This window comes from Nocardioides antri, from assembly GCF_008373765.1.
Classification (GTDB): domain Bacteria; phylum Actinomycetota; class Actinomycetes; order Propionibacteriales; family Nocardioidaceae; genus Nocardioides; species Nocardioides antri.
Map to the genome: position 1 here is coordinate 75,360 of NZ_VUJW01000013.1, position 24,848 is coordinate 100,207.

At 71.7% G+C, this 24,848-nt stretch carries 26 protein-coding genes; 20 read left to right on the forward strand and 6 right to left on the reverse strand.

Annotated elements, in window-relative coordinates; translation table 11 throughout:
* Positions 1–20: 20 nt before the first annotated feature.
* The 4 genes from F0U47_RS19510 to F0U47_RS19525 form a co-directional block, all read right to left on the reverse strand.
* Positions 21–1,214 carry a sensor domain-containing diguanylate cyclase gene (locus F0U47_RS19510; RefSeq protein WP_149752155.1) on the reverse strand — a complete coding sequence of 398 codons (1,194 nt, stop codon included), beginning with the start codon at positions 1,212–1,214 and terminating at the stop codon, positions 21–23.
* Positions 1,211–1,579, reverse strand: coding sequence for a SpoIIAA family protein (locus F0U47_RS19515; protein ID WP_149752156.1), 369 nt, complete (start codon positions 1,577–1,579; stop codon positions 1,211–1,213). Before F0U47_RS19515 ends, F0U47_RS19510 begins: the two co-directional genes overlap by 4 nt.
* A gap of 116 nt (positions 1,580–1,695) precedes the next feature.
* The gene (locus F0U47_RS19520) at positions 1,696–2,310 is read right to left on the reverse strand and encodes a nucleoside/nucleotide kinase family protein (protein ID WP_149752157.1); all 615 of its coding nucleotides are present in this window, start codon (positions 2,308–2,310) and stop codon (positions 1,696–1,698) included.
* Complete coding sequence (locus F0U47_RS19525) at positions 2,294–3,511, reverse strand: amino acid deaminase/aldolase (RefSeq protein WP_149752158.1); 1,218 nt, start codon at positions 3,509–3,511, stop codon at positions 2,294–2,296. The genes F0U47_RS19520 and F0U47_RS19525 overlap by 17 nt, the downstream gene beginning before the upstream one ends.
* Positions 3,512–3,578: 67 nt before the next feature.
* Here F0U47_RS19525 and F0U47_RS19530 point away from each other — a divergent pair, with 67 nt between their 5' ends.
* The 9 genes from F0U47_RS19530 to F0U47_RS19570 all read left to right on the forward strand — a co-directional run bounded on the left by F0U47_RS19530 (position 3,579) and on the right by F0U47_RS19570 (position 12,872).
* Positions 3,579–4,094, forward strand: coding sequence for an SseB family protein (locus F0U47_RS19530; protein ID WP_149752159.1), 516 nt, complete (start codon positions 3,579–3,581; stop codon positions 4,092–4,094).
* Between the two features lie 344 nt (positions 4,095–4,438).
* The gene (gene infC, locus F0U47_RS19535; RefSeq protein WP_438362087.1) at positions 4,439–5,059 is read left to right on the forward strand and encodes a translation initiation factor IF-3; all 621 of its coding nucleotides are present in this window, start codon (positions 4,439–4,441) and stop codon (positions 5,057–5,059) included.
* 15 nt (positions 5,060–5,074) lie between these two features.
* Positions 5,075–5,269: a 50S ribosomal protein L35 gene (gene rpmI, locus F0U47_RS19540; protein ID WP_149752160.1), complete on the forward strand. Its 195-nt coding sequence runs from the start codon at positions 5,075–5,077 to the stop codon at positions 5,267–5,269.
* A 43-nt stretch (positions 5,270–5,312) separates the two neighbouring features.
* Positions 5,313–5,702 carry a 50S ribosomal protein L20 gene (gene rplT / locus F0U47_RS19545; protein WP_149752161.1) on the forward strand — a complete coding sequence of 130 codons (390 nt, stop codon included), beginning with the start codon at positions 5,313–5,315 and terminating at the stop codon, positions 5,700–5,702.
* Positions 5,703–5,739: 37 nt separating this feature from the next.
* On the forward strand, positions 5,740–6,483 hold the full coding sequence (locus tag F0U47_RS19550) for a TrmH family RNA methyltransferase (RefSeq protein ID WP_438362088.1): 744 nt from the start codon (positions 5,740–5,742) through the stop codon (positions 6,481–6,483).
* Between the two features lie 9 nt (positions 6,484–6,492).
* Entirely contained in the window at positions 6,493–7,515 is a 1,023-nt protein-coding gene (locus F0U47_RS19555; protein ID WP_149752163.1) for a sensor histidine kinase, read from the forward strand.
* 42 nt (positions 7,516–7,557) lie between these two features.
* Positions 7,558–8,676, forward strand: a complete 1,119-nt coding sequence (gene pheS / locus F0U47_RS19560) for a phenylalanine--tRNA ligase subunit alpha (protein WP_149752164.1) — start codon at positions 7,558–7,560, stop codon at positions 8,674–8,676.
* A gap of 5 nt (positions 8,677–8,681) precedes the next feature.
* A complete protein-coding gene (pheT, locus tag F0U47_RS19565; RefSeq protein WP_149752165.1) occupies positions 8,682–11,186 on the forward strand; it encodes a phenylalanine--tRNA ligase subunit beta in 2,505 nt (834 codons plus the stop codon).
* 33 nt (positions 11,187–11,219) lie between these two features.
* Complete coding sequence (locus F0U47_RS19570; protein ID WP_149752166.1) at positions 11,220–12,872, forward strand: TolB family protein; 1,653 nt, start codon at positions 11,220–11,222, stop codon at positions 12,870–12,872.
* A 1-nt stretch (position 12,873) separates the two neighbouring features.
* On the opposite strand, the gene F0U47_RS19575 is transcribed toward F0U47_RS19570, so the two are convergent.
* Both F0U47_RS19575 and F0U47_RS19580 read right to left on the reverse strand, forming a co-directional pair.
* Entirely contained in the window at positions 12,874–13,428 is a 555-nt protein-coding gene (locus F0U47_RS19575; protein WP_149752167.1) for an LOG family protein, read from the reverse strand.
* Between the two features lie 25 nt (positions 13,429–13,453).
* The gene (locus tag F0U47_RS19580) at positions 13,454–14,254 is read right to left on the reverse strand and encodes a maleylpyruvate isomerase family mycothiol-dependent enzyme (protein ID WP_149752168.1); all 801 of its coding nucleotides are present in this window, start codon (positions 14,252–14,254) and stop codon (positions 13,454–13,456) included.
* A gap of 84 nt (positions 14,255–14,338) precedes the next feature.
* Between F0U47_RS19580 and argC the strand changes: the two genes are divergently transcribed.
* Genes argC through F0U47_RS19635 form a run of 11 tightly spaced genes read left to right on the forward strand, consistent with a single transcriptional unit; the run spans position 14,339 to position 24,482 of the window.
* On the forward strand, positions 14,339–15,385 hold the full coding sequence (gene argC, locus F0U47_RS19585) for an N-acetyl-gamma-glutamyl-phosphate reductase (protein ID WP_149752169.1): 1,047 nt from the start codon (positions 14,339–14,341) through the stop codon (positions 15,383–15,385).
* Positions 15,382–15,798, forward strand: coding sequence for an ACT domain-containing protein (locus tag F0U47_RS19590; protein ID WP_149752170.1), 417 nt, complete (start codon positions 15,382–15,384; stop codon positions 15,796–15,798). The genes argC and F0U47_RS19590 overlap by 4 nt, the downstream gene beginning before the upstream one ends.
* A gap of 25 nt (positions 15,799–15,823) precedes the next feature.
* Positions 15,824–16,975, forward strand: a complete 1,152-nt coding sequence (argJ, locus tag F0U47_RS19595; protein ID WP_149752171.1) for a bifunctional glutamate N-acetyltransferase/amino-acid acetyltransferase ArgJ — start codon at positions 15,824–15,826, stop codon at positions 16,973–16,975.
* Positions 16,972–17,943 carry an acetylglutamate kinase gene (argB, locus tag F0U47_RS19600; RefSeq protein ID WP_149752172.1) on the forward strand — a complete coding sequence of 324 codons (972 nt, stop codon included), beginning with the start codon at positions 16,972–16,974 and terminating at the stop codon, positions 17,941–17,943. The genes argJ and argB overlap by 4 nt, the downstream gene beginning before the upstream one ends.
* Positions 17,940–19,157, forward strand: coding sequence for an acetylornithine transaminase (locus F0U47_RS19605; protein ID WP_188111438.1), 1,218 nt, complete (start codon positions 17,940–17,942; stop codon positions 19,155–19,157). Before argB ends, F0U47_RS19605 begins: the two co-directional genes overlap by 4 nt.
* Entirely contained in the window at positions 19,154–20,038 is an 885-nt protein-coding gene (gene argF / locus F0U47_RS19610; RefSeq protein WP_149752173.1) for an ornithine carbamoyltransferase, read from the forward strand. The genes F0U47_RS19605 and argF overlap by 4 nt, the downstream gene beginning before the upstream one ends.
* Positions 20,031–20,543: an arginine repressor gene (locus F0U47_RS19615; protein WP_149752174.1), complete on the forward strand. Its 513-nt coding sequence runs from the start codon at positions 20,031–20,033 to the stop codon at positions 20,541–20,543. Before argF ends, F0U47_RS19615 begins: the two co-directional genes overlap by 8 nt.
* A gap of 1 nt (position 20,544) precedes the next feature.
* A complete protein-coding gene (argG, locus tag F0U47_RS19620) occupies positions 20,545–21,984 on the forward strand; it encodes an argininosuccinate synthase (protein WP_149752175.1) in 1,440 nt (479 codons plus the stop codon).
* Complete coding sequence (locus F0U47_RS19625; RefSeq protein WP_149752176.1) at positions 21,984–22,457, forward strand: NUDIX hydrolase; 474 nt, start codon at positions 21,984–21,986, stop codon at positions 22,455–22,457. Before argG ends, F0U47_RS19625 begins: the two co-directional genes overlap by 1 nt.
* Positions 22,454–23,911, forward strand: coding sequence for an argininosuccinate lyase (gene argH, locus F0U47_RS19630; protein WP_149752177.1), 1,458 nt, complete (start codon positions 22,454–22,456; stop codon positions 23,909–23,911). Before F0U47_RS19625 ends, argH begins: the two co-directional genes overlap by 4 nt.
* Complete coding sequence (locus tag F0U47_RS19635) at positions 23,895–24,482, forward strand: DNA-3-methyladenine glycosylase (protein WP_149752178.1); 588 nt, start codon at positions 23,895–23,897, stop codon at positions 24,480–24,482. The genes argH and F0U47_RS19635 overlap by 17 nt, the downstream gene beginning before the upstream one ends.
* Positions 24,483–24,848 lie beyond the last annotated feature (366 nt).

The following is a 24,848-nucleotide window of genomic DNA, read 5'->3' on the forward strand; positions in this document are numbered from 1 at the left end:
CTGGTCGACGGGATTGCTCGTCAGCTGGCGATGCGCGTCGTGTTGCGCCCGGCTCGTTTCGCCGCGTACAGGGCTGCGTCGGCCGCCTCGATGATCTCGCCGGCAGTCTTGCCGTGCTCGGGATAGACCGCGACCCCGGCCGACATCGTGACCGGCGGCAGCGTCGTTCTGCGGAACTCGACGCTCAGGACCTCCACCTGCCGGCGCAGCTCCTCGGCCCGATCGTGCAGCGTGGTCACATCGACCTCGGACACCAGGACGAGGAACTCCTCCCCTCCGTAGCGGCACGGGAGGTCCTGGGGCCGCAGGGCCTGCTCGAGCATCTGGGCGATCGCCTTCAGCATCGCATCACCGGCGTCGTGACCGTAGGTGTCGTTGACCCGCTTGAAGTGGTCGATGTCGATCATGATCACCCCGAGGCTGCGATCGTTCCGCTCGCCGCGCGCCACCTCTTGGTGGATCCACTCGTCGGCGAACCGACGGTTGCGCAAACCGGTCAGAGGGTCGCGTAGCGCCTGGATCCCGAGGCGTTCCCGCAGACCGATGTTGGCGAAAGCCAGCGAGACCTGTTCGGCAACCAGGACCGTGAGCTGGCGCTGGAGCGGAGTGAACGGCACCATCCCGGTCGTGCTGGTCCGATGCCCGATCACGTGCAACATCCCCAGTGTCTCCCCGTGCGCGGACATCGGGATGCAGATCGAGTCGCCGGTCTGCTCGCTCACGTGCTCGCACGACAGTGTCGCGCTGTCCATCTCCACGAAGTGGCTGTGCCCCCGGCGCAGACCCCAGCAGTCGCGTGGGTTCATCGACTCCGTGGCGTCCACCTCACCCCACGATGTGCGCAGCTCCAAGATGTTGCGCGATGCCCGGTACAGGTACATCGCACCGGACAGGTGGTCGAACATGGTCTTCAGGCCGTGCTCGACCATTGCGAAGGCCTCAGTGGCGGTCTCGCACGCAGCGAGCAGGTTCCCCAGCTCAGCGAGCCGAAGGACGTTCGCGTTGACCGACTCGAGCTCCGCGGTCCGCTCCTGGACCCGCTGCTCCAACGTGTCCCGGCTGGCCTCCAGCTCCTCGGCGAGCATGTTGATGCCCTCGATGGTCGCGTCGATGTCGTCGTCGCTGTCGGACCTGACCCCCCGGGCGGAGAGATCACCCGACGCCAGGCGCGCCAGCAAGTCGACGACCCGTTCGATGCGTGCGTTGTCCGTCACCGATGGTCCTGCAGCCACGTGACTGCCGCGGCCTCGTCGGTGAACATCTGGATCGGCACGGACATCCGACGCATGCCGATGAAGAAGTTCGCCATCATCTTGGTCACCGGAGACCCGGCGACAAGAGCAATCGCCTTCACCCCGCCTGAGTCGGAGACGAAGTGCTCGCGCGCCGACCGTTCCAGCTTCGCCATCCCGCGCATGTCGACGTACAGCGGCACGGCCCCGTGCCCCATGTCCCGGATCGCGTCGGTCACCGCCTGCGCCTCCTCCAGGCGGCACACGGCCCCCGGTAGCCACTCGGTCCGAGCGATCCTCTCTTCTTCGTCCCACGTGACCCGATAGCACTTCACGGCCTCGGACATCCGCTGTCCCCTCCCTGATCAGCACGCGGGCGCACATCCATGCGTCACGCCCCTACCAGGGTGACGCCTTGCCTCAGGTAGCGCCACCAAACCTGGGAAACGGTTCCCAGCCGGACTCAGTCGCGGTCGAGGAGCTCCGGCGGCCGGGCGCCGGTGCCGTCGACCACGACGTCGGCGCGCTCCGCGGTGCGCTGCAGCGCGAAGTGGGTGTCCTCCTGGCGCATCCAGCCGTCCCACTGCGGCGCGAACGACTCGCCGTCCCGGGCGAGCCCGCGGTCGCGGCGCAGCTCCCGGGGCGCGGTCACCCAGACCAGGACGGTGATGAAGGTGGTCAGCTCGGCGGCCCCGGAGCCGACGCCCTCGAGCACGAGGACGGGTGGCGGCTCGACGTCGACGGTCTCCGCGAACTCGCCGAGGTGCCAGTCGTAGCGACGGTAGAAACCCGCCCGGCCCAGCGCGAGCGGTCGGACCAGGGTGTTGAGCTGGCGGGAGACGGAGCCGAGCCCGGCCCAGCCGTCGTAGAGGTCGTCCATGTGGACGACGTGGACACCCGATCCGAGCGCTGCGATCGCCGCCGCCAGGGTCGACTTCCCCGAGCCGGCGGGACCGTCGACCGAGATGAGCCGGGTCCGGCCGAGGGTCGGGGGCCGGCTGAGAGCCAGGTCGAGGACGAGCCGGGCGGCCGCCTCGGGCACGGCAGCGGGCTCGGCCTCCTCAGAAGGCGAGGCCATGCCCGCGGTAGGTCTGCACGCTGTCGACGAACCGGTCGCCGGCGAGCAGGTGGACGGTGGCGGTGTGCTCGAACGGCTCGCCCGACTTCGCGTGCCGGAACCACACCAGGTCGCCGATCCGCAGCAGCGCCGCCGGATGGCCGGTGAGCGGGGTCTGCACCTCGCCGGCGCCCTCGAGACCGGTCAGGTGCAGCCCGGCGGGTGCCCACGGCACCGGTAGCCGGTCGGCCCCCGACGGCCCGCTCGCGACCAGGCCCCCTCCATGGACGGTTGCGATCTCCGGCGACGGACGGCGGGTGACCGGGAGTCCGTAGAACGACGCCTGACGAGGCTCGAACGCCTGGTAGTGGTCGAAGAGGGCGGGCACCAGCAGCCCGGATCCTGCGGTCAGCTCCGTGACGACCGGGTCCGCGGTCGAGGACTCCAGCGAGCCGGAGCCGCCGGCGTTCCAGAACCCGATCTCGGTCACCGACCGCAGCGCCTCGGCGATCGCGGCGCGGCGCGCCCGCAGCTGGGAGACCGACGCGTCCTTGAGCCGGCGGACGACCAGCGACCTCGTCCGCTGGTGGGGGACCGCGTCGGGCACCCCGGCGACCTGGCCCTCGTAGGTCATCACCCCGGCGAGGTGGAAGCCGGGCCGGGCGCCGACGGTCCGCGCGAGGGCGACCACGTCCTGCGCGTCGTACAACGGCGACCGCTTGGGGCCGACGTGCCGGCCGCCGACCACCAGCCCGGCGTCGACGTCGATCGCGACGCGCACCGGGACGGCGGTGGACGCCCGCAGCGCGTCGACCACGTCGAGGTGGGCGACGTCGTCGATCATCAGCGTGATCCGGGAGGCGGCCCGCGGCGACGCGATCAGCGCGCCCAGGGCGAGGCGGTCGACGGTCGGGTAGGCGACCAGAATGTCGTCGCTGACGTCCTGCTCCTCGAGCCAGAGCGCCTCGGCGAGCGTGTAGGCGAGGACGCCGCGGAAGCCCTCGTGGGACAGGGCCCGCCGGATCAACGCCGGGACCCGGACCGACTTCGAGGCCACCCGGATCGGCTTGCCGCCGGCCCGTTTCACCAGGTCGGCGGCGTTCGCGTCGAAGGCGTCGACGTCGACGACGAAGACCGGCGGGGAGATCGGCTCGTCGTGGTCGCGGACCGCCGTGTCGAGCCGGGCGGCGAGACGGTTGCGCGAGATCGAGTCGGACGGCACCGGCTCATCGTTTCACGCAGGCGACGGGGATGCGGGCGCGCGACACGGGCTCTGGGACGATGGTCCGGTGACCGAGCCGCACCCGCAGCAGCGCCTGATCGAGGGCTCGCCGTACGTCGACGACGACGGCAGTGCCGACGAGGGGCTGCTCGCGGCGCTCACGGAGTGGGCGGAGGGCGCGGCGTCGTACCCACAGGTGCTGGCGGCGCTCGCCCGCGCGCGGCTCCTGGTGCCGGTGGTCGCACTCCTCGGCGAGGTGGGGTACGACGACGCCGGCCTTGCTCACGACAAGTCGAGCGACATGGCAACCGTCCTGCTGACCGGGGCCGACGGCCGGAGGGCTCTGCTGGCGTTCTCCAGCACCACGGCGATGCGCGGGTGGGACCCGGAGGCGCGGCCGGTCCCCGTGGCGGCCCCGCTCGCGGCTGCCACCGCCGTGCAGGAGGGCGCGGACGCGCTCGCCGTCGACGTCGGCAGCGCGCACGCCTTCACGGTCGCCGGCGACGACCTCCAGCGACTGGCCGCCGGGTGGCGGCCGGTCCGCCTGCCCGACGGCGGCTGGGCGTGGGCAGGCGCGCGCTGAGATTCGCGCCACGGGGAACAACTCGGGTAATATCCCGCGTTGACCGATCGATCACCCCTGCGCCGACAGCTAGGGGGTGGCAGATCCACAAGCGGGGACCAGCAGCATCAACGTCTCCCACCCGCATCGGCCGCCCAGCACAACAGGTCGTCGGGTCCGGTCCGTGAGACCCGGTCATACGCGTGAGCGTACGGCGACGGGGTTGCGACTGGCTTCCGCTTGGACAAGCGGAAGCCTTATCTGCTTTTCGAGGCGGGATCGCTCCCGGCACCGACAACACTGGAGGACACATCAGCACCGAGCTGCGTATCAACGAGCGGATCCGGGTACCCGAGGTCCGACTCGTGGGACCCAACGGCGAGACCGTCGGGATCGTCCCGACCGACCAGGCGCTCAAGCTGGCCCAGGAGGCCGACCTGGATCTCGTCGAGATCGCTCCGATGGGCAAGCCGCCCGTCTGCAAGCTCATGGACTACGGGAAGTTCAAGTATGAGAACGCCCAGAAGGCCCGTGAAGCACGACGGAACCAGACCAACGTCATCATCAAGGAGATGAAGCTCCGGCCGAAGATCGACCAGCACGACTACGAGACCAAGAAGGGTCACGTCGTGCGGTTCCTCAAGGCAGGCGACAAGGTCAAGATCACGATCATGTTCCGCGGTCGCGAGCAGCACCGGCCCGAGCTCGGGTTCCGGCTGCTGCAGAAACTGGCCGAGGACGTCGAGGAGCTGGGCTTCGTCGAGTCGTCGCCCAAGCAGGACGGCCGCAACATGATCATGGTCCTGGGCCCGCACAAGAAGAAGGCCGAGGCCAAGGCCGAGGTGAAGGCCGCCAAGCAGGAGGCCGCCGCCGAGCTCGCCGCCGAGAAGGCCGCCGAGCACGCCGAGCGCATCAGCCACCAACCCTCCGCGCAGAAGAAGCAGAAGCGCGCGAACGAGGCCCTCGACCCCGACATCGACCTGTAGAGAAGAGAAGAAGAGATGCCGAAGAACAAGACGCACTCCGGTGCCAGCAAGCGGTTCCGGGTGACCGGCAGCGGCAAGATCCTCCGGGAGAAGGCCGGCAAGCGCCACAACCTGGAGAAGAAGCCGTCCAAGGTGACCCGTCGGATGACCGGCACCACCGAGGTCGCCAAGAACGACGTCCCGCGCGCGAAGAAGATGCTCGGGCTCTGACCCGGCCACGCAGCGACCGAGCACCGAAACAAGGAGTAAGAAGATGGCACGCGTCAAGCGCGCAGTGAACGCGGCGAAGAAGCGCCGGACGACCCTCGAGCGGGCCAGCGGCTACCGCGGCCAGCGCTCGCGCCTCTACCGCAAGGCCAAGGAGCAGGTCACCCACTCGCTGGTCTACAGCTACAACGACCGGAAGAAGAACAAGGGCAACTTCCGCCGCCTGTGGATCCAGCGGATCAACGCGGCCGCCCGCGCGGAGGGCATGACCTACAACCGGTTCATCCAGGGGCTCAACCTGGCCGGCATCGAGGTCGACCGCAAGATCCTCGCGGACCTCGCGGTCAACGACCCGGCCGCCTTCTCGGCGATCGTCGCCCAGGCGAAGGCCGCGCTGCCGGAGGACGTCAACGCCCCGGCCCAGGCCTCGGCCTGAATCGCATATGACCCCTCTGTCCGCGAGCAACGCTCGCGTGAAGGAGGCACGGAAGTTGAGCCGCCGCTCGGTGCGAACCGAGCGGCGGCTCTTCCTCGCTGACGGCCCGAAGGCCGTCGAGGGCGCCCTCGAGGTGCCCGCCCGTGTCGTCGAGGTCTTCGCGACGCCCTCGGCCCGGGAGCAGTACGTCGACCTCCTGGCCGACGTCGACGTCACGCTGGTCGACGACCGTGCCCTGGCCTCCCTGTCCGACGCGGTCACCCCCGCCGGCGTCGTGGCGGTCTGCCGCCAGCTCGACGTCCCGCTCGCCGAGGTGCTCGGCGGCGACCTGGTCGCGATCTGCGCCGACGTCCGGGACCCTGGCAACGCGGGCACGGTGGTCCGCTGTGCCGACGCAGCCGGTGCCGACGGCGTCGTCTTCGCCGGCGACGCGGTCGACCCGTCGAACCCCAAGACCGTCCGCGCGAGCGTGGGCAGTCTCTTCCACGTCCCGTTCGCGATCGAGCGCGACCCGGCTGCCGCCGTACGCGCTGCGCAGGAGGCGGGGTTCGTCGTGCTGGCCGCCGACGGCGGGGGAGAGGTCGACCTGTTCGAGGCCGACGCGCTGCTCGCCCGGCGGACCGCCTGGCTGTTCGGCAACGAGGCCTGGGGCCTGCCCGACGAGCTCGCCGCGCTGGCCGACCACCGCGTCCGGATCCCGATCCACGGCCGCGCCGAGAGCCTCAATCTCGCCACCGCCGCCGCGGTCTGCCTCTACGCCTCGGCGCGCACCCGGCGCTAGGTTCGCCCTATGCCGCAGCGCGCGATCGACGCCATGCCCGACGGCGTGGTGATCGCCGGCGCCGACAGGCGGGTGGAGCTGACCAACGTCGAGGCGCGCCGGATGCTGCGGATCGACGGCAGCGGAGAGGGACTCCCGCTCGGCGAGGTGCTCGCCCTCAGCGACATCGACGGCAACGACTGGGTGACGGCCAACGACCCGTACGGCGGCCTCTCGACGCGGAAGGCCGTCCCCGAGCAGTCCTGGCTGCTCCCCGACGGCACCGAGGTCCTGGTCGCGGCGAAGCTGCACCGGGCCGGTCGCGGTGAGCCGGTCGACGGGGTCGCGGTGACCATCCGCTCCGGCCGCTGGCGGGCCCGGCTCGACCGCGAGCGCTCCGACCTGGTCGCGACCGTCGCCCACGAGCTGCGCTCACCGCTGACCGGCGTCCGCGGGTTCGTGCACGCCCTGCTGAACCGCTGGGACAAGCTCAACGACGACCAGAAGAAGCTGATGCTGACGACGGTCGCCGCCGACGCGGACCGGCTGACCCGGCTCATCGCCGAGCTCCTCGACGTCGCCCGGATCGACACCGGGCGGCTGCAGGTCCACCCGCGGCCCTGCGACCTGGTCGCGCTCTGCGAGCAGGTGGTGGCCTCGGTCCAGCACGCCACGGCGCGTCGGATCGTCTTCGAGGCGCAGGAGGTCCCGCGGGTGGTGGCCGACCCGGACAAGGTCATCCAGGTCATGACGAACCTGGTCGAGAACGCCGTGCGCCACGGCGACGGGGACGTGGACGTCGAGGTCGCCCTGGACCCGACCGACCCGTCGCTGGTCGCGGTGGCGGTCGTCGACCGGGGCGAAGGGATCCCGCCGGAGCTGCGGCAGCGGGTGTTCACCAAGTTCTGGACGGCGAGCTCCGGCGGCGGGTCCGGGCTCGGCCTCTACATCGTCAACGGGCTCGTCAAGGCACACGGCGGCACCGTGACGATCGACGACCGGCCCGGGGGCGGCGCCGTCGTGACGACGACCTGGCCCGTCCACCAGGCTTAACCGGTTCGCTGTGGGGGACCGTCGGTTCCTAGACTGACGCCCGTGTCCGGACCCAACACCGATTACGACCCTGTCGAGGTTGCCGCTGTGCAGCCGGAGGAGGTCGACGCGGCCCGCGACGCGGCGCTCGCCGCGATCGCGGCGGCTGCCGACCTCGAGGAGCTGAAGCGGGTGCGGACCGAGCACGCGGGCGACCGCTCGCCGCTCGCCCTGGCCAATCGTGAGATCGGGGCGCTGCCGCCCCAGGCGCGGAAGGAGGCGGGACAGCGGGTCGGGCAGGCGCGCGGTGCCGTCAGCAAGGCGCTCGCCGCCCGCCAGCAGGTGCTCGAGGCCGAGCACGAGGCGCGGATCCTGGTCGAGGAGACCGTCGACGTGACCCTCCCGACCGACCGGATGCCGGCCGGCGCCCGCCACCCGATCACGACCGGCTCCGAGCTGATCGCCGACATCTTCGTCGCGATGGGCTGGGAGGTCGCCGAGGGCCCGGTCATCGAGGCCGAGTGGCTCAACTTCGACGCGCTCAACCTCGGCCCCGACCACCCGGCCCGCACCATGCAGGACACGTTCTGGACCGCAGGGGAGGGGGACGCCGAGAGCGGCGTCGTCCTGCGCACCCACACCTCACCGGTGCAGGCCCGGACGATGCTGTCCCAGGAGCCGCCGATCTACGTCGTGTGCCCCGGCCGGGTGTTCCGCACCGACGAGTACGACGCCACCCACAGTCCGATGTTCCACCAGGTCGAGGGCCTGGCCGTCGACGAGGGCATCACGATGGCCCACCTGAAGGGCACCCTCGACCACTTCGCCGCCCAGATGTTCGGCGAGGGCATCACGACCCGGTTCCGGCCGTCGTACTTCCCCTTCACCGAGCCGTCGGCCGAGGTCGACCTCAAGTGCTTCGTCTGCCGCGGCGTCGGCAGCGGCGACTCCGGGGCGCCCTGCCGCACCTGCAGGGGCGAGGGCTGGATCGAGTGGGGCGGCTGCGGCGTCGTGAACCCGCGGGTGCTGACGGCGTGCGGCGTCGACGCCGAGCGCTACACCGGCTTCGCCTTCGGCATGGGCATCGACCGGACGCTGATGTTCCGCCACGGCCTGTCCGACCTGCGCGCCCTCTTCGAGGGCGACGTCCGCTTCACCACCGCTTTCGGAAGCGAGCTCTAAGACACATGAAGGCACCCGTCTCCTGGATCAAGGAGTACGTCGACCTGCCGGCGGACGTCACGACCGAGCAGCTCACCGACCGACTGACCGACCTCGGGCTCAAGCTCGAGGCGATCCACAGCGCTGCCGACGCCATCACCGGCCCGCTCGTGGTCGGGCAGGTGCTCACGATGGACCCCGAGCCGCAGAAGAACGGCAAGACCATCAACTGGTGCACGGTCGACGTCGGTGACGCCAACGGGTCGGGTGATCCCCAGGGCATCGTCTGCGGCGCCCACAACTTCCAGCCGGGCGACCTGGTGGTCGTCGTGCTGCCGGGCGGGGTGCTGCCGGGTGGCTTCGAGATCTCCGCGCGCAAGACCTACGGCCACGTCTCGGCCGGCATGATCTGCTCCGCGCGCGAGCTGGGACTGGGCGACGACCACGAGGGGATCATCGTGCTGCCGGCGGACGCCGGGAAGCCCGGAGACGACGCCTTCGAGGTGCTCGGCCTCCGCGAGGAGGTCATCGAGTTCGAGATCAACCCGGACCGCGCCTACGGGCTGTCGATGCGCGGCATCGCCCGTGAGGCGGCGCTGGCCTTCGCTGCGCCGTACCGTGATCCCGCGTTGCGGGACGTCCCGGAGCCCAATGCCGAGGGCTACCCGGTCGTCGTCGACGACCCGGTCGGCTGTCCGGTCTTCGTCGCCCGGACCGTGACCGGGTTCGACCCGTCCGCGTCGACCCCGGGCTGGATGGTCGAGCGGATCACCCATGCCGGCATGCGCCCCATCTCGCTCGCGGTCGACATCACCAACTACGTGATGCTCGAGACCGGCCGTCCGATCCACGGCTACGACCTCGACAAGCTGCAGGGCCCGATCCGGGTCCGGCGCGCGGTCGAGGGGGAGCGGATGACCACCCTCGACGGCAACGAGCGGACCCTCTCTCCCGAGGACCTCGTCGTCACCGACGACTCCGGGATCATCGGGCTCGGCGGCGTCATGGGTGGTGAGACCACGGAGATGTCCAGGGCCACCACCAACGTGCTCGTCGAGGCGGCGCACTGGGACGCGGTCTCGATGTTCCGCACCGGCAAGCGCCACAAGGTCAGCTCCGAGGCCGGCAAGCGCAACGAGCGCGGCGTCGACCCGACCATCTGCCCGGCCGCCGCCGACCGGGTGGTCGAGCTGCTCGTCGAGCTCGGCGGCGGCACCGCCGGCCCAGGCGTGACCGTCGTCGGCAGCCCACCAGAGCGGGCGTCGATCAAGATCAGTGACGACCTGCCGGCCCGGGTGAGCGGCATCGACATCGCCCCCGAGACCGTGGTCGACAACCTCCAGGCCATCGGCGCCACGGTCGATGCCGATGCCGACGGGCTCACCGTGACCCCGCCGCCGTGGCGACCCGACATCACCGACCCGTTCGACCTGGTCGAGGAGGTCGTCCGCATCGTCGGCTACGACCAGGTGCCGTCGGTGCTGCCGCGCGAGGCCGCCGGACGCGGGCTCAGCCGCACCCAGCGGCTGCGCCGCCGCATCGGCCGGACGCTCGCCGGCGCCGGCTGCGTCGAGGTGGTGAGCTTCCCGTTCGCCGGTGACGCGACCTTCGACGCGCTCGGCCTGCCGGCCGACGACGTACGACGCCGCACGGTCCCGCTCGCGAACCCGCTGTCGGCCGAGGAGCCGGCCTACACGACGACCCTGCTGCCCGGCGTCATCAAGGCCGCCGCCCGCAACATCGGTCGCGGCGCGCCGGGTGTCGCTCTCTTCGAGACCGGCACGGTCGCCTTCCCGGTCGACCGCGGCCCCGCGCCCATCTACGGTGTCGACCGTCGACCTGACCCGGCCGAGCTGGAGAAGCTGTTCGAGGCGCTGCCGCGGCAGCCGCTCCACCTGGCGGTCGTCCTCGCGGGCGAGCGCGAGCGTGCGGGCTGGTGGGGCGAGGGCCGCGACGCCGGTTGGGCGGACGCGATCGGGCTGGTCCGCCTGCTCGGCGCGGAGCTGGGTGTCACGGTCGAGCCGCGCCAGGCCAACCGGATGCCGTGGCACCCGGGGCGGTGCGCCGTGCTCGTGGTGGACCCTTCGACAGGCTCAGGGACCCCCGTGGAGCTGGGTCATGCGGGCGAGCTGCACCCGCAGGTGTGCGCCGAGCTCGGCCTCCCGCCGCGCAGTGCCGCGCTCGAGCTCGACCTGGACGCGCTGATGGCGCACGCGGCCGACGTGGTGCCCGGCCCGGCGTTCTCGTCGTTCCCGCTCGCCAAGGAGGACGTCGCCCTCGTCGTCGCCGACGACGTGCCGGCCGCGGCCGTCGAGGCCGCGCTCCGCGAGGGCGCGGGTGAGCTGCTCGAGTCGGTCCGGCTGTTCGACGTCTACACCGGCGCCCAGATCGGGGAGGGCAGCAAGTCGCTCGCGTTCGCGCTGCGCTTCCGGGCGCCCGACCGGACGCTGACCGAGTCCGAGACCAGCGCCGCCCGCGACGCAGCCGTGGCGCGGGCCGCGGAGCTGACCGGCGCGGTCCAGAGAACCTGACGGTGCCGGGCGCGGCCTGACAGGATGTGCGCCATGGCGCTCCACGACTCCCTCCGTGAGCTGGTGTCCGTGCGGGGCGCCGGAGTGGTCGACGAGGCCGAGGAGCTCCGGGGTGCGCTCGACGACTTCCTGGCGGAGGACGAGGCGACCCTCGGGGAGCTGAACCTGCTGGTCGACGCGGTCCGCCTCGGCGCGCTGCGGCGGGCGCTCGACGTCATGAACCACGGCGCCGCTCCGGAGGCCGCCGTCCGTGAGGCCGGGGCGGCCCTGGCCCGTGACCGCGGCACCGACGACCCGACGCGCTCGTGCTGGGCCATCGCCGCGCTGTGCTTCGCCGTCGGCAAGGTCGACGAGTCGCTGGTGCGCACCTTCCGTTCCGATGCCGGCACCATGCCCGCGCCGGCCCCGCCGACCGGGCCGCACGGCCGCCCGCCCGCGCCCGTCCCCGACGTGGCTCCGGGACCGGCGGCCCCGGTCTCCACGACCGGCGGGATCCCGGCGACGCCGACCCTCGAGGACCCGCCCGTCCCGGTCGAGTCCCAGCCGGCGCAGCCGCCCCCGCCGCCCTCACCGACGGTGGAGTCGCAGCCCGCACCACCGCCATCGCCGACGGTCGCGGTCCAGCCCGCCGGCACCGACTACGGCCGCGGCCCGGTGCCGCCGGTGATCCCGGAGCAGCGCCCGAGCCGGGCCGGGATGTTCCTGCTGGTCGTCCTGGTCGCCCTCATCCTCGGTGGCCTCGTCGCCGCCGGCGTCATCCTCCTGCGATCCGGCGAAGAACCCGGGCAGGGCGATGACACCGCGACCTCGGACAGCCCGGTCGGTGACGGGACGGGTGGACCGGACCCGCGCGTCGTCCCCGAGAGCGTGATGCTCGTCCCCTACGTCGAGGGCGACGTGTCCCGGGTCTTCGCGGTCGACGCGTTCACGGGTGAAGCGGAGCCCGTGACGCCCGACGGCGTCGACGCGCGGCTGCCGACCATCTCACCCGACCGCAGCGTCATGACCTACCAGGTCGGGCAGTCCCCCTCGGTCGTGATGGTCGTCGACCTCGCCACGCGCAACGGGCGGCCGCTGTTCGCCGAAGACGGCCCCTGCGCGCGGGCGGGCCGTCCGGCTTGGAGTCCGGACGGGGCCCGGCTGGCCGTGCTGTGCGATCCGGGGGGCGACGGGGAGTCGGACGGGATCTGGCTGGCCAACGCCGACGGCAGCGGCGTCGAAGGGCCGGTGGTGGACAACGCCGACGTGACGGGCTCGCCGACCTGGATCTCCGACACCGAGTTCGTCTACGGCGTCGATGACGACGCCACCGACTCGACGTTCTGGAGGACCGACATCGAGGGCGGCAGCGGCGAGCAGCTCCCCATCGACATCCCCGGACACCTCAGCCACATCGACTGGTCGCAGGCAGCGGGCCGGCTCCTCCTCCTGGTGTCGCCGAGCGACGCCGAGGAGGGCGCGATCTACACGGTCAACGCCGACGGCAGCGACCCCGTCCTGGTCGACGAGGGTCCCTTCGCCCATCCGGTCTGGGCGCCGGCGGGTGACGCCATCGGCGTGACCCTCAAGGACGCGTCCGGCACCGAGGTGCTGGGCCTGGTGTCGCTCGACGACCCCGCGAACCCGGTCGTCGTCCCGAACCCGCCTCCCGGCGAGGTCGGGATCCCCGTGTGGGGCACCCGCTGACTCACCGCACCTGGGCGTCGAGCCCGGCCAGCGCGGCGTCGAGGTCGGCCCCGACGACCAGCCCGTCGACCGTGCTCCTGTCCATGAACCCGTTGTCGGCGAGCCTCCGGAGCGTGTCCACCAATGGGTCCCAGAAGCCGTCGGTGTTGAGCAGCCCGACCGGCTTCGAGTGCAGGCTCAAGGTCTGCCACGTCCAGACCTCGAACAGCTCCTCCAGGGTGCCGAGCCCGCCCGGCAGTGTCAGGAACGCCTCGGCCCGCTCGGTCATCATCGCCTTGCGCTCGTGCATCGTGTCGACGACGTGCATCTGCACGCCCGGCTCGTGCAGCCGACCCCACTCGCGCTCGACCATGAACCGCGGGATGACGCCGTAGACGCGACCACCGCCGTCGAGCACACCCTGGGAGAGCCGTCCCATGAGGCCGGAGCCACCCCCGCCGTAGACGAGCTCGATGCCGCGGGTGGCGAGCTGTGCGCCGACGTCGTACGCCTGCTCGGCGAAGCGGGGTTCGGAGCCGTCGCGAGAACCGAGAAATATCGCGAGTCGCTGGATCACGCGTGTGAGGTTAGGGCAGCCGGTCTCAGTTCAGTGCACTGCCGATGGCCGCGAGGAAGCGCTCGCGCGGTCCGGCGTCGCCGGTCCAGGTGATCTCGGCGTCGCCGTTGCGCTTCCAGATCCAGGTGTCGACCGCAGACGCCGTGCCGCGGACGGTGGCGGTGGGCTCACCCTCGGCAGGGACGACGAGCAGGTGCGGACCGTCGTAGCTGCGGCCCGAGTCGGGGTCGGTGCCGAAGAACATCCCGGGACTCACCCGGATCGTGGTGCCGACGTCGGTGAGCTCGATCGCGACCTGCCCCTCGCCGGGCTCGAACCGTCCCCACGCGGGCGGCTCGCCGCCGTACATCACCTCGACCAGTTCCGCGACGCCGTCGGCGGCGAGCGTGGGATCGAGGGGAGTGACCACGCCGGCCGCCTGCTCGGCGTCGAGACGGTGGATGAGCGCCTCGTGGGCCTGTCGCCGGAAAGTGAAGCCGACGGTCTGCTGGTCGTCGGCCCACGACCAGGCCGGCTCCGCGGGATCGGCGGCGGCGAGCGCGGCGGTGAGGTCCGCGGACGACCGGTCGAAGAACGCGAGCAGTCCGCCGTGGTCGCCCGGCCGCTCCGGGTGGGCGTCGTCCTCGGGTGGCCCGGCCGGGCGGTGGGAGATCACCTGGGACCAGAACCACTGCACCTCGCCGAGGTGCCAGAGCAGGTCGGCGGCGGACCAGTCGGGACAGGCGGGGACGCGTGCCTCGGGGTCGCAGGTGGCGAGCACCTCCCGGAACCGGGCCGAGTCGCGGCGGAGGTGGGCGAGGTAGTCGACGTGCGAGAGACGGGTCACGGCGGGGACGCTACGGTGGGGCGGCGACAGGGGCGACCGGTTTAGGGGCCCGATGCGTGAGTACATGCAGACTTCTGTATAGTCATGCACATGGAACGGGTCAAGGTCGCCGTCGCCGGCGCCAGCGGGTACGCCGGGGGCGAGGTGCTGCGGCTCCTGCTCGCGCACCCGTTCGTCGAAATCGGCGCGCTGACGGCGGGCAGCAACGCAGGGGAGAAGCTCGGCTCCCTCCAGCCCCACCTCACCCCGCTCGCGGAGCGCGTGCTCGAGGAGACCTCGGTGGAGACGCTGGCCGGGCACGACGTCGTCGTGCTGGGGCTGCCCCACGGCCAGTCCGGGCCGCTCGCGGCGCAGCTGGGCGACCTGGACGATGGCGTCGTGGTCATCGACTGCGGCGCAGACTTCCGGCTCACCGACCCGGCCGACTGGGAGCGGTTCTACGGCTCGCCGCACGCCGGCACCTGGCCGTACGGGCTGCCCGAGCTGCCGGGCCAGCGGGAGCGCCTCGCCGGCGCGAAGCGCGTCGCGGTGCCCGGCTGCTACCCGACGGTCTCGACGCTCACCCTGGCCCCGGCGGTCGCGGCCGGACTGGTCCAGCCCGACGTCGTCGTGGTCGCCGCGTCCGGCACCAGCGGCGCCGGAAAGGCCGCGAAGCCGCACCTGCTCGGCAGCGAGGTGATGGGCAACGTGTCGGCGTACGGCGTCGGCGGCGCCCACCGGCACACCCCGGAGATCACCCAGAACCTCGGAGGCCTCACCGACGGGCCCGTGCGGGTCAGCTTCACGCCGCTCCTGGTCCCGATGCCGCGGGGGATCCTCGCCACCTGCTCGGCGCCCCTGGCCGGCCCGGTGACGGCCGAGGAGGCCTACGCGACCTACGTCAAGGCCTACGCCGACGAACCGTTCGTGCACGTCCTCCCGCCCGGCCAGTGGCCGCAGACCAAGTCCGTGGTCGGATCCAACGCCGTGCACCTGCAGGTGACGGTCGACGAGGTGGCCGGCCGGCTGGTGGCGGTCGGCGCCGTCGACAACCTGGCGAAGGGCACCGCGGGTGCGGCCGTCCAGTGCCTCAACCTCGCGCTCGGGTACGACGAGACCACGGGCCTCTCGGCAGTCGGAGTCGCACCATGAGCTACACCCTCGCCCGCTATCCGGAGAGCCTCGCCGTCGTCAGGCTCGGCCCCGGTGCCGAGATCCCGACCTGGGCCGAGTCCTCGTCGATCTTCTCGATCACGGCCACCGCGGCGGAGACCTCCCTCGTGTGCGCAGCCCGCAGCGTCCCGGGCAAGGCGCGGCACCACAAGCCCTACACGGCGTTCGCCGTGGTGCCGGAGGAGGACTCGGGCGACTTCGACCTCGCCTCCGGTGTCACCGGCGTGCTGGTCGCCCTGCTGACCCCGCTCGCGGAGGCCGGGGTGAGCGTGTTCGCGCTGTCCACCTTCGACACCGACTGGATCCTGGTGCCGAAGAACGACGCGGACCGGGCCGAGGAAGCGTGGCGACGATCGGGGCACGAGGTAGGTCCCGCCGCCCCCGTCGTCTGATCGTCACCGAAGGAACAAACCCACCATGAGCGTCACCACCCCTGCCGGCTTCACCGCCGCCGGCGTGCACTGCGGCCTCAAGGCCAACGGCAACCTGGATCTTGCCCTGATCGTCAACCAGGGCCCGCACTTCGACTCCGCCAGCGTCTTCACCGCCAACCGCTGCAAGGCCAACCCGGTGCTCTGGAGCGAGCAGGCCGTCAAGGACGGCGTGGTCAAGGCGGTCGTCCTCAACTCCGGCGGCGCCAACTGCTACACCGGCGCCGAGGGCTTCCAGACCACCCACGAGGTCGCCGAGCGGGTCGCCGCGAACCTCGGCATCGGGGCCATCGACGTGGTCGTCTGCTCGACCGGACTGATCGGCCTGCGCAACGACCGGCCGACCCTGCTGGCGGGCGTCGACGCCGTACACGCCGCACTGGACGCCGACGGGGGAGACGACGCGGCGCACGCGATCATGACCACCGACTCGGTCAGCAAGCAGGTCGTGGTGGCCCGCGACGGGTGGTCGATCGGCGGGATGGCCAAGGGCGCCGGCATGCTCGCGCCCCAGCTCGCCACGATGCTCGTCGTCATCACCACCGACGCGGTCGTCCCCGCTGCGGAGCTCGACGCGGCGCTGCGCGCGTCCACCCGGGTCAGCTTCGACCGGCTCGACTCCGACGGCTGCATGTCGACCAACGACACGGTGACGGTGATGGCGAGCGGCGCGAGCGGGGTCACGCCGAGCCCGGAGGAGTTCACAGCGGCGCTGACCGAGGTCTGCATGTCGCTGGCGATGCAGCTGCTGGCCGACGCCGAGGGCGCGGACCACGAGATCGCGATCACCGCCGTCAACGCAGCGACCGAGGACGAGGCGGTCGAGGTCTGCCGCAGCGTCGCCCGGAGCAACCTGTTCAAGGCCGCGATCTTCGGCAACGACCCCAACTGGGGGCGGGTCCTGGCGTCGATCGGCACGACGAAGGCCGCGTTCGACCCGGCCGACCTCGACGTGGCGATGAACGGCGTCTGGGTGTGCCGGAACTCCGGCCCGGCCGAGGACCCCGCCGGCATCGACCTGAAGCCGCGCAAGGTCACGGTGACCATCGACCTCAAGGCCGGTGACGCCGAGGCGACCGTCTGGACCAACGACCTGACCCACGCCTACGTCCACGAGAACAGCGCCTACAGCTCATGACCGACCACAGCACTGATGGGGCCAACGACATCGTGATCGAGACGACGTTCCACAACCCCGGCCGGCCGGACCCCAAGAAGGCCTCCACCCTGGCCGCGGCGCTGCCGTGGCTGAAGGCCTACCACGGCAAGGTCGTCGTGGTGAAGTACGGCGGCAACGCCATGACCGACCCCGACCTCAAGACGGCGTTCGCCGAGGACATCGCGTTCCTCCGGTTCGCCGGCTTCAAGCCGGTCGTCGTGCACGGCGGCGGCCCGCAGATCTCCCAGATGCTCAACCGGCTCGGCATCGAGTCGGAGTTCCGCGGCGGCCTGCGGGTGACCACCCCCGAGGCGATGGACGTCGTCCGGATGGTGCTCGTGGGCCAGGTGCAGCGGGAGCTGGTCGGGCTGATCAACGAGCACGGCCCGCTCGCCGTCGGCCTGTCCGGCGAGGACGCCGGCCTGTTCACCGCCGAGGCGGCGAACACGGTCGTCGACGGCGAGGAGGTCGACCTCGGCCTGGTCGGCGAGGTCGCCCAGGTCCGCCCCGAGGCGGTCCGCGACCTGATCGAGGCCGGCCGGATCCCGGTCGTCTCGAGCGTCGCCCCCGACGTCGACGGCATCGTCCACAACGTCAACGCGGACTCCGCCGCGGCCGCCCTGGCGATCGCCCTCGGCGCCGAGAAGCTGCTCGTCCTCACCGACGTCGAGGGGCTCTACCTCGACTGGCCGGACCCCGAGGAGGTCATCGGCGAGATCGGCCCCGAGGCGCTGGAGGAGATCCTCCCGACCCTTGCGAGCGGGATGATCCCCAAGATGGGCGCCTGCCTGCAGGCGGTGAAGGGGGGAGTGCAGCGGGCCACCGTCGTCGACGGGCGGGAGCCGCACGCCGTGCTCCTCGAGCTGTTCACCGACGAGGGCGTCGGCACCCAGGTTTTGCCGGGCGTGACCACGAAGACCCGGAAGGCTCGGGAGGTCGAGGCATGAGCATCACGTCCCACTGGACCGAGCGCTACGCCGACGCGCTGATGAACACCTTCGGCCCGCCCAAGCTCGTGCTGACCCGCGGCAAGGGCGCCCACGTGTGGGACGCCGACGGCCGGGAGTACGTCGACCTCCTCGGCGGCATCGCCGTCAACGCGCTGGGGCACGCCCACCCGCGACTGACCGCCGCCGTGACCGAGCAGCTCGGCACGCTCGGCCACATCTCGAACTTCTTCGCCAGCGCACCCCAGATCGAGCTGGCCGAGCGGCTCGGCACCTTGCTGGTCGAGCCTGTCGAGACCCGCGAGACGAAGGTGTTCTTCACGAACTCCGGTGCCGAGGCCAACGAGGCGGCGTTCAAGCTCACCCGCCGCACCGGCCGCACCAAGATCGTGGCGGCTGCTGGGTCATTTCATGGCCGGACCATGGGCGCCCTCGCGCTGACGTCCAAGCTCGCCTACCGCGAGCCGTTCGAGCCGCTGCCCGGTGACGTGGTCTTCGTCCCGTACGGCGACGTCGCCGCCCTCGAGGCGGCCGTCGACGACCGGACCGCCGCCGTGCTGGTCGAGCCGATCCAGGGAGAGGCCGGCGTCGTCGTACCCCCGGTCGACTACCTACCCTCCGCGCAGCGGATCGCCCACGAGCACGGCGCGCTGCTCTGGCTCGACGAGGTGCAGACCGGGGTCGGCCGGACGGGCACTTGGTTCGCCCACCAGCACCCCGACCTGGTCAGCGACCGGGTCGTGCCGGACATCGTGACCCTCGCCAAGGGCCTCGCCGGCGGCATCCCGATCGGCGCGTGCATCGCGACCGGCGGGTCGGGCAAGCTCTTCGACCCCGGCAACCACGGCACGACGTTCGGGGGCAACCCGGTCGCCGCCGCGGCGGCGCTGGCCGTGATCGACGTCATCGAGGACGACGGCCTGCTCGAGCACGTGTCCCGGCTGGGCGCGCGGATCCGCCAACTTCTCGCAGCCGACCCGCGGGTGACCGAGGTCCGCGGCGCCGGCCTCCTGATCGGGCTCGACCTGGCGGAGCCGAAGGCGGCCGAGGTCGCCGCCGCTGCCCAGGACGCGGGCTACATCGTCAACGCGCCGACGCCGGAGCGGATCCGGCTGGCGCCACCGCTGGTGCTGACCGACGCCGACTCCGACGCGTTCCTCGCGGCGTGGCCGGCCATCCTCGATGCCGCAGGCGTCGGAAAGGAAATCGCATGAGGCACTTCCTCCGTGACGACGACCTGAGCCCGGCCGAGCAGTCCGAGGTGCTGGCGCTCGCGGCTGCGATGAAGGCGAAGCCGTTCGACCACCAGCCGTTCGCGGGCCCGCAGACGGTCGCGATGATCTTCGACAAGCCCACGCTGCGGACCCAGGCCTCCTTCGCCGCCGGCATCGCCGAGCTCGGCGGGCACCCGCTCCTCGTCGAGGGGAAGCTGGCCGGCATCGGCAACCGGGAGTCCGTCGCCGACGTCGCGCGGGTCCTCGGCCGCCAGGCGTCGGCCATCGTCTGGCGCACCTACGAGCAGAGCCGGATCGACGAAATGGCGGCCTACGCCGGCGTGCCGGTCGTCAATGCGCTGACCGACGAGTTCCACCCGTGCCAGCTGCTCGCCGACCTGCTGACCATCCAGGAGCACAAGGGCGCCCTGGCCGGGCTGAAGGTGGCGTTCCTCGGTGACGCGGCCTGCAACATGGGCAACTCCTGGGCACTGGCCGGTGCGATCGCGGCGATGGAGGTGAGGTTCGGGTGCCCGGACGGCTTCGCGCCGGCCTACGGCTCCTCGACCGTCACCGACGACCCGATCGCAGCCGTGGATGGCGCCGACGTCGTCGTGACGGACACCTGGGTCTCGATGGGCAAGGAGGAGGAGGCCGAGGCACGACGGGCGACCTTCGCGCCGTACTCCGTCACCTCCGAGCTGATGGCCCACGCGAAGCCCGACGCGATCGTGCTGCACTGCCTGCCGGCCTACCGCGGCTCCGAGATCGCCGCCGACGTGCTGGACGGGCCGCAGAGCGTCGTCTGGGACGAGGCGGAGAACCGTCGGCACGCGCAGAAGGCCATCCTGGCCTGGCTCGAGGCGCGACGACATGAGTGAGCGCGCGCTGACCCCGGTCACCAAGAGCGCCCGGCAGCAGCTGATCATCGACCTCCTCGGGAGCCGCGAGGTCCGCTCCCAGACCGAGCTCGCCGAGCTGCTCGCCAGCAGGGGAGTGCACGTCACCCAGGCCACGCTGAGCCGCGACCTGGTGGAGCTCGACGCGGTCAAGATCCGCCTGGCGTCGGGAGCGCTCGTCTACGCCGTACCCGCCGAGGGCGGCGACCGGACCCCCGTCCACGGCGAGAGCGCCGCCTCCTTCCACCGGCTGACCCGCCTGTGTGCCGAGCTGCTCGTGAGCGCGGAGGCCAGCGCCAACCTCGTCGTCCTCCGCACGCCGCCGGGAGCCGCCCAGTTCTTGGCGAGCGCGATCGACAAGGTCGACCTGCCCGACGTGCTCGGCTCCATCGCCGGCGACGACACCGTCCTGGTGATCGGTCGCGACCCTGCGGGGGGCAACGCCCTCGCCCACAAGTTCACCGCCCTTGCCGAAAGGAACCACTGAGTTGTCCAAGGTCCTCACCACCCTCCCGAAGGGTGAGCGCGTCGGTATCGCCTTCTCCGGCGGCCTCGACACCTCCGTCGCCGTGGCCTGGATGCGCGACAAGGGCGCCGTGCCGTGCACCTACACCGCCGACATCGGGCAGTACGACGAGCCCGACATCTCCGGCGTGCCCGCCCGGGCCCGCGAGTACGGCGCCGAGATCGCCCGCGCCGTCGACTGCCGGCGCGAGCTCGTCGAGGAGGGGCTGGCCGCGATGGCCTGCGGCGCCTTCCACATCCGCTCCGGCGGCCGCGCCTACTTCAACACCACGCCGCTGGGCCGTGCCGTCACCGGCACCATGCTGGTCCGCGCCATGCATGAGGACGGCGTCGACATCTGGGGCGACGGCTCCACCTTCAAGGGCAACGACATCGAGCGGTTCTACCGCTACGGCCTGCTGGCGAACCCCGAGCTGCGGATCTACAAGCCGTGGCTCGACCCGGAGTTCGTCTCCGAGCTCGGTGGCCGCGCGGAGATGAGCCAGTGGCTCACCGAGCACGACCTGCCCTACCGGGACAGCAAGGAGAAGGCCTACTCCACCGACGCCAACATCTGGGGCGCCACCCACGAGGCCAAGACCCTCGAGCACCTCGACGTCTCGCTGGAGACGGTCGAGCCGATCATGGGCGTGAAGTTCTGGGACCCCTCGGTCGACATCGCGCCCGAGGACGTGACGGTCGCGTTCGAGGCGGGTCGCCCCGTGGCCATCAACGGCCGGCGGTTCTCGGGCGCCAACGCCGAGGTCGACCTCGTCCTGGAGGCCAATGCGGTCGGCGGCCGGCACGGGCTGGGCATGTCCGACCAGATCGAGAACCGGATCATCGAGGCCAAGTCCCGCGGCATCTACGAGGCGCCCGGCATGGCCCTGCTGTGGATCGCCTACGAGCGGCTGCTCAACGCGATCCACAACGAGGACACGATCGAGAACTACCACTCCAGCGGCCGCCGCCTCGGTCGGCTGCTCTACGAGGGCCGGTGGCTGGACCCGCAGGCGTTCATGCTCCGCGAGTCGATCCAGCGCTGGATCGCCTCGCTGGTGACCGGCGAGGTCACGCTGCGGCTGCGCCGCGGCGAGGACTACACGGTCCTCCGCACCGAGGGCCCCGCCTTCTCCTACCACCCGGACAAGCTGTCGATGGAGCGCACCGAGAACGCCGTCTTCGGTCCCACCGACCGGATCGGCCAGCTCACCATGCGCAACCTCGACATCGCCGACTCCCGCGCCAAGCTGGAGCAGTACGCCGACCAGCCCATCCACCAGGGCCTGGTCGCCGTCGAGAACGGCGTTCTCTACGGCGAGATCGAGGCCGGCGGTGCCGAGCAGATCACGGCCAACCCGGACCTGACGGGCGAGGAGGAGGCCCTGCTCGAGGAGGCCGCCATGGAGCTGGGGACCGACTGATGCACCACGAACCCACCCGCCGGACCGTTGCGCGGGTGCTGCCCGTCGCCCCCGAGGGCCGGGTCCTCCTGCTGCTCGGGTGCGATCCCGCGCTTCCGGAGACCCAGTACTGGTTCACCATCGGCGGCGCCACCGACGAGGACGAGACGTTGGCCGAGGCCGGTGCCCGGGAGCTCCGCGAGGAGACCGGCATCGTGGTCGAGCCCGCCGACCTCGGGGAGCCCTTCGGCACCTACGAGGTGGAGTTCTCCTGGGACGGCCGCGACTACGTCAACGACTCGACCCTGTTCGCCGTCGCGCTCGACGAGACGCCGGTGTCCTTCGAGGGCCTCGACCTGATGGAGTCGCAGTCGATCTTCGACGCCCGGTGGTGGACACCGGACGAGCTCGACAGCCAGGGTGGCGCGGTGGACCCGCGCCTGATCGACCACATGCGGGCCGCGATCGCGCACGTCCGGGAGGGAGCCGCATGACCGCCGACGAGGCCACCAACACCGGCAAGCTCTGGGGCGGCCGGTTCGTCGGCGGCCCTTCGCCCGAGCTGGAGGCGCTCTCGCGGTCGACCCACTTCGACTGGCGGCTCGGCCTCTACGACCTCGCCGGCTCCCACGCCCATGCCAAGGCGCTGGCCGCGGCCGGGCTCCTCACGGCCGAGGAGGAGGCCGAGCTGCACCGCGGGCTCGACGCGCTCGCCGAGCGGTTCGTCGCCGGGACCCTGCTGCCCGATCCCTCCGACGAGGACGTCCACGGCGCTCTGGAGCGCCTGCTGATCGAGGAGGTCGGTCCTGACGTCGGCGGGAAGCTCCGGGCGGGCCGTTCGCGCAACGACCAGATCGCGACCCTCTTCCGCTGCTACCTGCTCGACCACTCGCTCGCTGTCGGCGGACTGCTGCTCGACCTGGTCGACGCCCTCGCCGGCCAGGCCGAGACGCACCTGGGCCCAGGAATCGGCGCCGTCATGCCCGGCCGCACGCACCTGCAGCACGCCCAGCCGGTGCTGCTGTCCCACCACCTGCTGGCCCACGCCTGGGCGCTGCTGCGCGACGTCGACCGCCTCGCCGACTGGCGTCGACGGGTGGAGTCGGACTCGCCGTACGGCTCCGGGGCGCTGGCCGGGCAGAGCCTGGGCCTCGACCCCGAGCTCGTCGCGCGCGAGCTCGGCTTCACCGGGTCCACCGCCAACTCGATCGACGGCACAGCGTCGCGGGACTTCGTGGCCGAGTTCGCCTACGTCGCGGCCCAGGCCGGGGTGGACATCAGCCGGATCGCCGAGGAGGTCATCCTCTGGGCGACGAAGGAGTTCGGCTTCGTGAGGCTGCACGACTCGTGGTCGACCGGGTCGAGCATCATGCCGCAGAAGAAGAACCCCGACATCTCCGAGCTCGCCCGGGGCAAGGCGGGCCGGCTGGTCGGCAACCTGACCGGGCTGCTGACCACCCTGAAGGCGCTGCCGCTGGCCTACAACCGCGACCTCCAGGAGGACAAGGAGCCGGTCTTCGACTCCATCGACACCCTGGAGGTGCTCCTGCCGGCGTTCACGGGGCAGGTCGCGACGCTGGCGTTCGACACTGCCCGGATGGCCGAGCTGGCGCCTCAAGGCTTCTCACTGGCCACGGACATCGCGGAGTGGCTCGTGCGAGAAGGGGTGCCTTTCCGCATCGCGCACGAGCTCGCCGGTGCCTGCGTGCGGGAGTGCGAGCAGCGGGGGATCGAGCTGCACGAGCTCACCGACGAGGAGTTCGCAGCGATCTCGCCGCACCTGACGCCGGCGGTGCGCTCGGTCCTGACCGTCGAGGGCTCGGTGTCGTCGCGGAACGGGCGCGGCGGCACCGCTCCCGAGCGCGTCGCCGAGCAGCTCTCGGAGCTGCGCGCCCGGGTCGCCGACGCACGCGCCGGGCTGGAGGGAGTGCGTGACCGCACTCGCTGATCTCCTACACTCCGGGCCCGTCGAGGAGGTTGCGCCTCGGCTGCTCGGTGCTGTGCTGCGCCACGGCCCGGTGGCAGTGCGCCTGACCGAGGTCGAGGCGTACGACGGCGCGAACGACCCGGGCTCCCACGCCTTCCGTGGGCGGACCGGCCGCAACTGGGTGATGTTCGGACCCGCCGGCCACCTGTACTGCTACCTGAGCCACGGCATCCACACCTGCGCGAACGTGAGCGTCGGGCCGGAGGGCACCGCCAGTGGGGTGCTGATGCGCGCAGGCGAGGTCGTCGAGGGCCGCGAGGTCGCGCGTGCGTTCCGCCCGGGCGTCGCCGACCGCGACCTGGCCCGCGGCCCCGGCCGGCTCTGTCGCGCGCTCGGCATCCGTCTCGACCACAACGGCACCGACCTGACGACGGGTGAGGTGACCCTGACCCCGGGCCCGCCTCCCGGACCGATCGCGAGCGGCCCGAGGACCGGCCTGCGGCTGGCCGCGGAGCGGCCGTGGCGGTTCTGGGTTGTGGGGGACGAGACCGTCTCGCCGTACCGTCGCCACGCTCGCGGAGAGGGCGTCTGAGCGCCGGTTCCGGGCTGCCGACCCCCCGATTTGCAAGGGGGCAGGAGGGTGCTGCTAACTTTCTCCACGTCGCAGCACGCGGCTCCCACACCCGGGCCGAGAGGCCAAAGGTCCCTGGTTCGTCGTGTGCCCGGACACCGGTCGCGAACCGGCGCCGAGAAGACATCGCAAGACAGCAGTCTCGCGGAGTTGACGGCCCAAACCGACACCGGTAAAGTTTCACAGGTTGCCCCGAAGGCAAGGCGCGAGCCGGACTTCGAGCGCGTGTGATGTTTGAGAACTCAACAGTGTGTCATGCAATTTATGTCGTTGTGCTTGTTGTACGCGGCGTCTGCATCGCTTTGGGTGTGGGTGTCGTGGGTTTTC

Coding starts and splice junctions, on each gene's coding strand:
- F0U47_RS19515 (WP_149752156.1), bottom strand. CDS start 1,579: ATGTCCGAGGCCGTGAAGTGCTATCGGGTCACGTGGGACGAAGAAGAG.
- F0U47_RS19520 (WP_149752157.1), bottom strand. CDS start 2,310: ATGGCCTCGCCTTCTGAGGAGGCCGAGCCCGCTGCCGTGCCCGAGGCG.
- rpmI (WP_149752160.1), top strand. CDS start 5,075: ATGCCGAAGAACAAGACGCACTCCGGTGCCAGCAAGCGGTTCCGGGTG.
- rplT (WP_149752161.1), top strand. CDS start 5,313: ATGGCACGCGTCAAGCGCGCAGTGAACGCGGCGAAGAAGCGCCGGACG.
- F0U47_RS19555 (WP_149752163.1), top strand. CDS start 6,493: ATGCCGCAGCGCGCGATCGACGCCATGCCCGACGGCGTGGTGATCGCC.
- pheT (WP_149752165.1), top strand. CDS start 8,682: ATGAAGGCACCCGTCTCCTGGATCAAGGAGTACGTCGACCTGCCGGCG.
- F0U47_RS19570 (WP_149752166.1), top strand. CDS start 11,220: ATGGCGCTCCACGACTCCCTCCGTGAGCTGGTGTCCGTGCGGGGCGCC.
- argC (WP_149752169.1), top strand. CDS start 14,339: ATGCACATGGAACGGGTCAAGGTCGCCGTCGCCGGCGCCAGCGGGTAC.
- F0U47_RS19590 (WP_149752170.1), top strand. CDS start 15,382: ATGAGCTACACCCTCGCCCGCTATCCGGAGAGCCTCGCCGTCGTCAGG.
- argJ (WP_149752171.1), top strand. CDS start 15,824: ATGAGCGTCACCACCCCTGCCGGCTTCACCGCCGCCGGCGTGCACTGC.
- argB (WP_149752172.1), top strand. CDS start 16,972: ATGACCGACCACAGCACTGATGGGGCCAACGACATCGTGATCGAGACG.
- F0U47_RS19605 (WP_188111438.1), top strand. CDS start 17,940: ATGAGCATCACGTCCCACTGGACCGAGCGCTACGCCGACGCGCTGATG.
- argF (WP_149752173.1), top strand. CDS start 19,154: ATGAGGCACTTCCTCCGTGACGACGACCTGAGCCCGGCCGAGCAGTCC.
- F0U47_RS19615 (WP_149752174.1), top strand. CDS start 20,031: ATGAGTGAGCGCGCGCTGACCCCGGTCACCAAGAGCGCCCGGCAGCAG.
- F0U47_RS19625 (WP_149752176.1), top strand. CDS start 21,984: ATGCACCACGAACCCACCCGCCGGACCGTTGCGCGGGTGCTGCCCGTC.
- argH (WP_149752177.1), top strand. CDS start 22,454: ATGACCGCCGACGAGGCCACCAACACCGGCAAGCTCTGGGGCGGCCGG.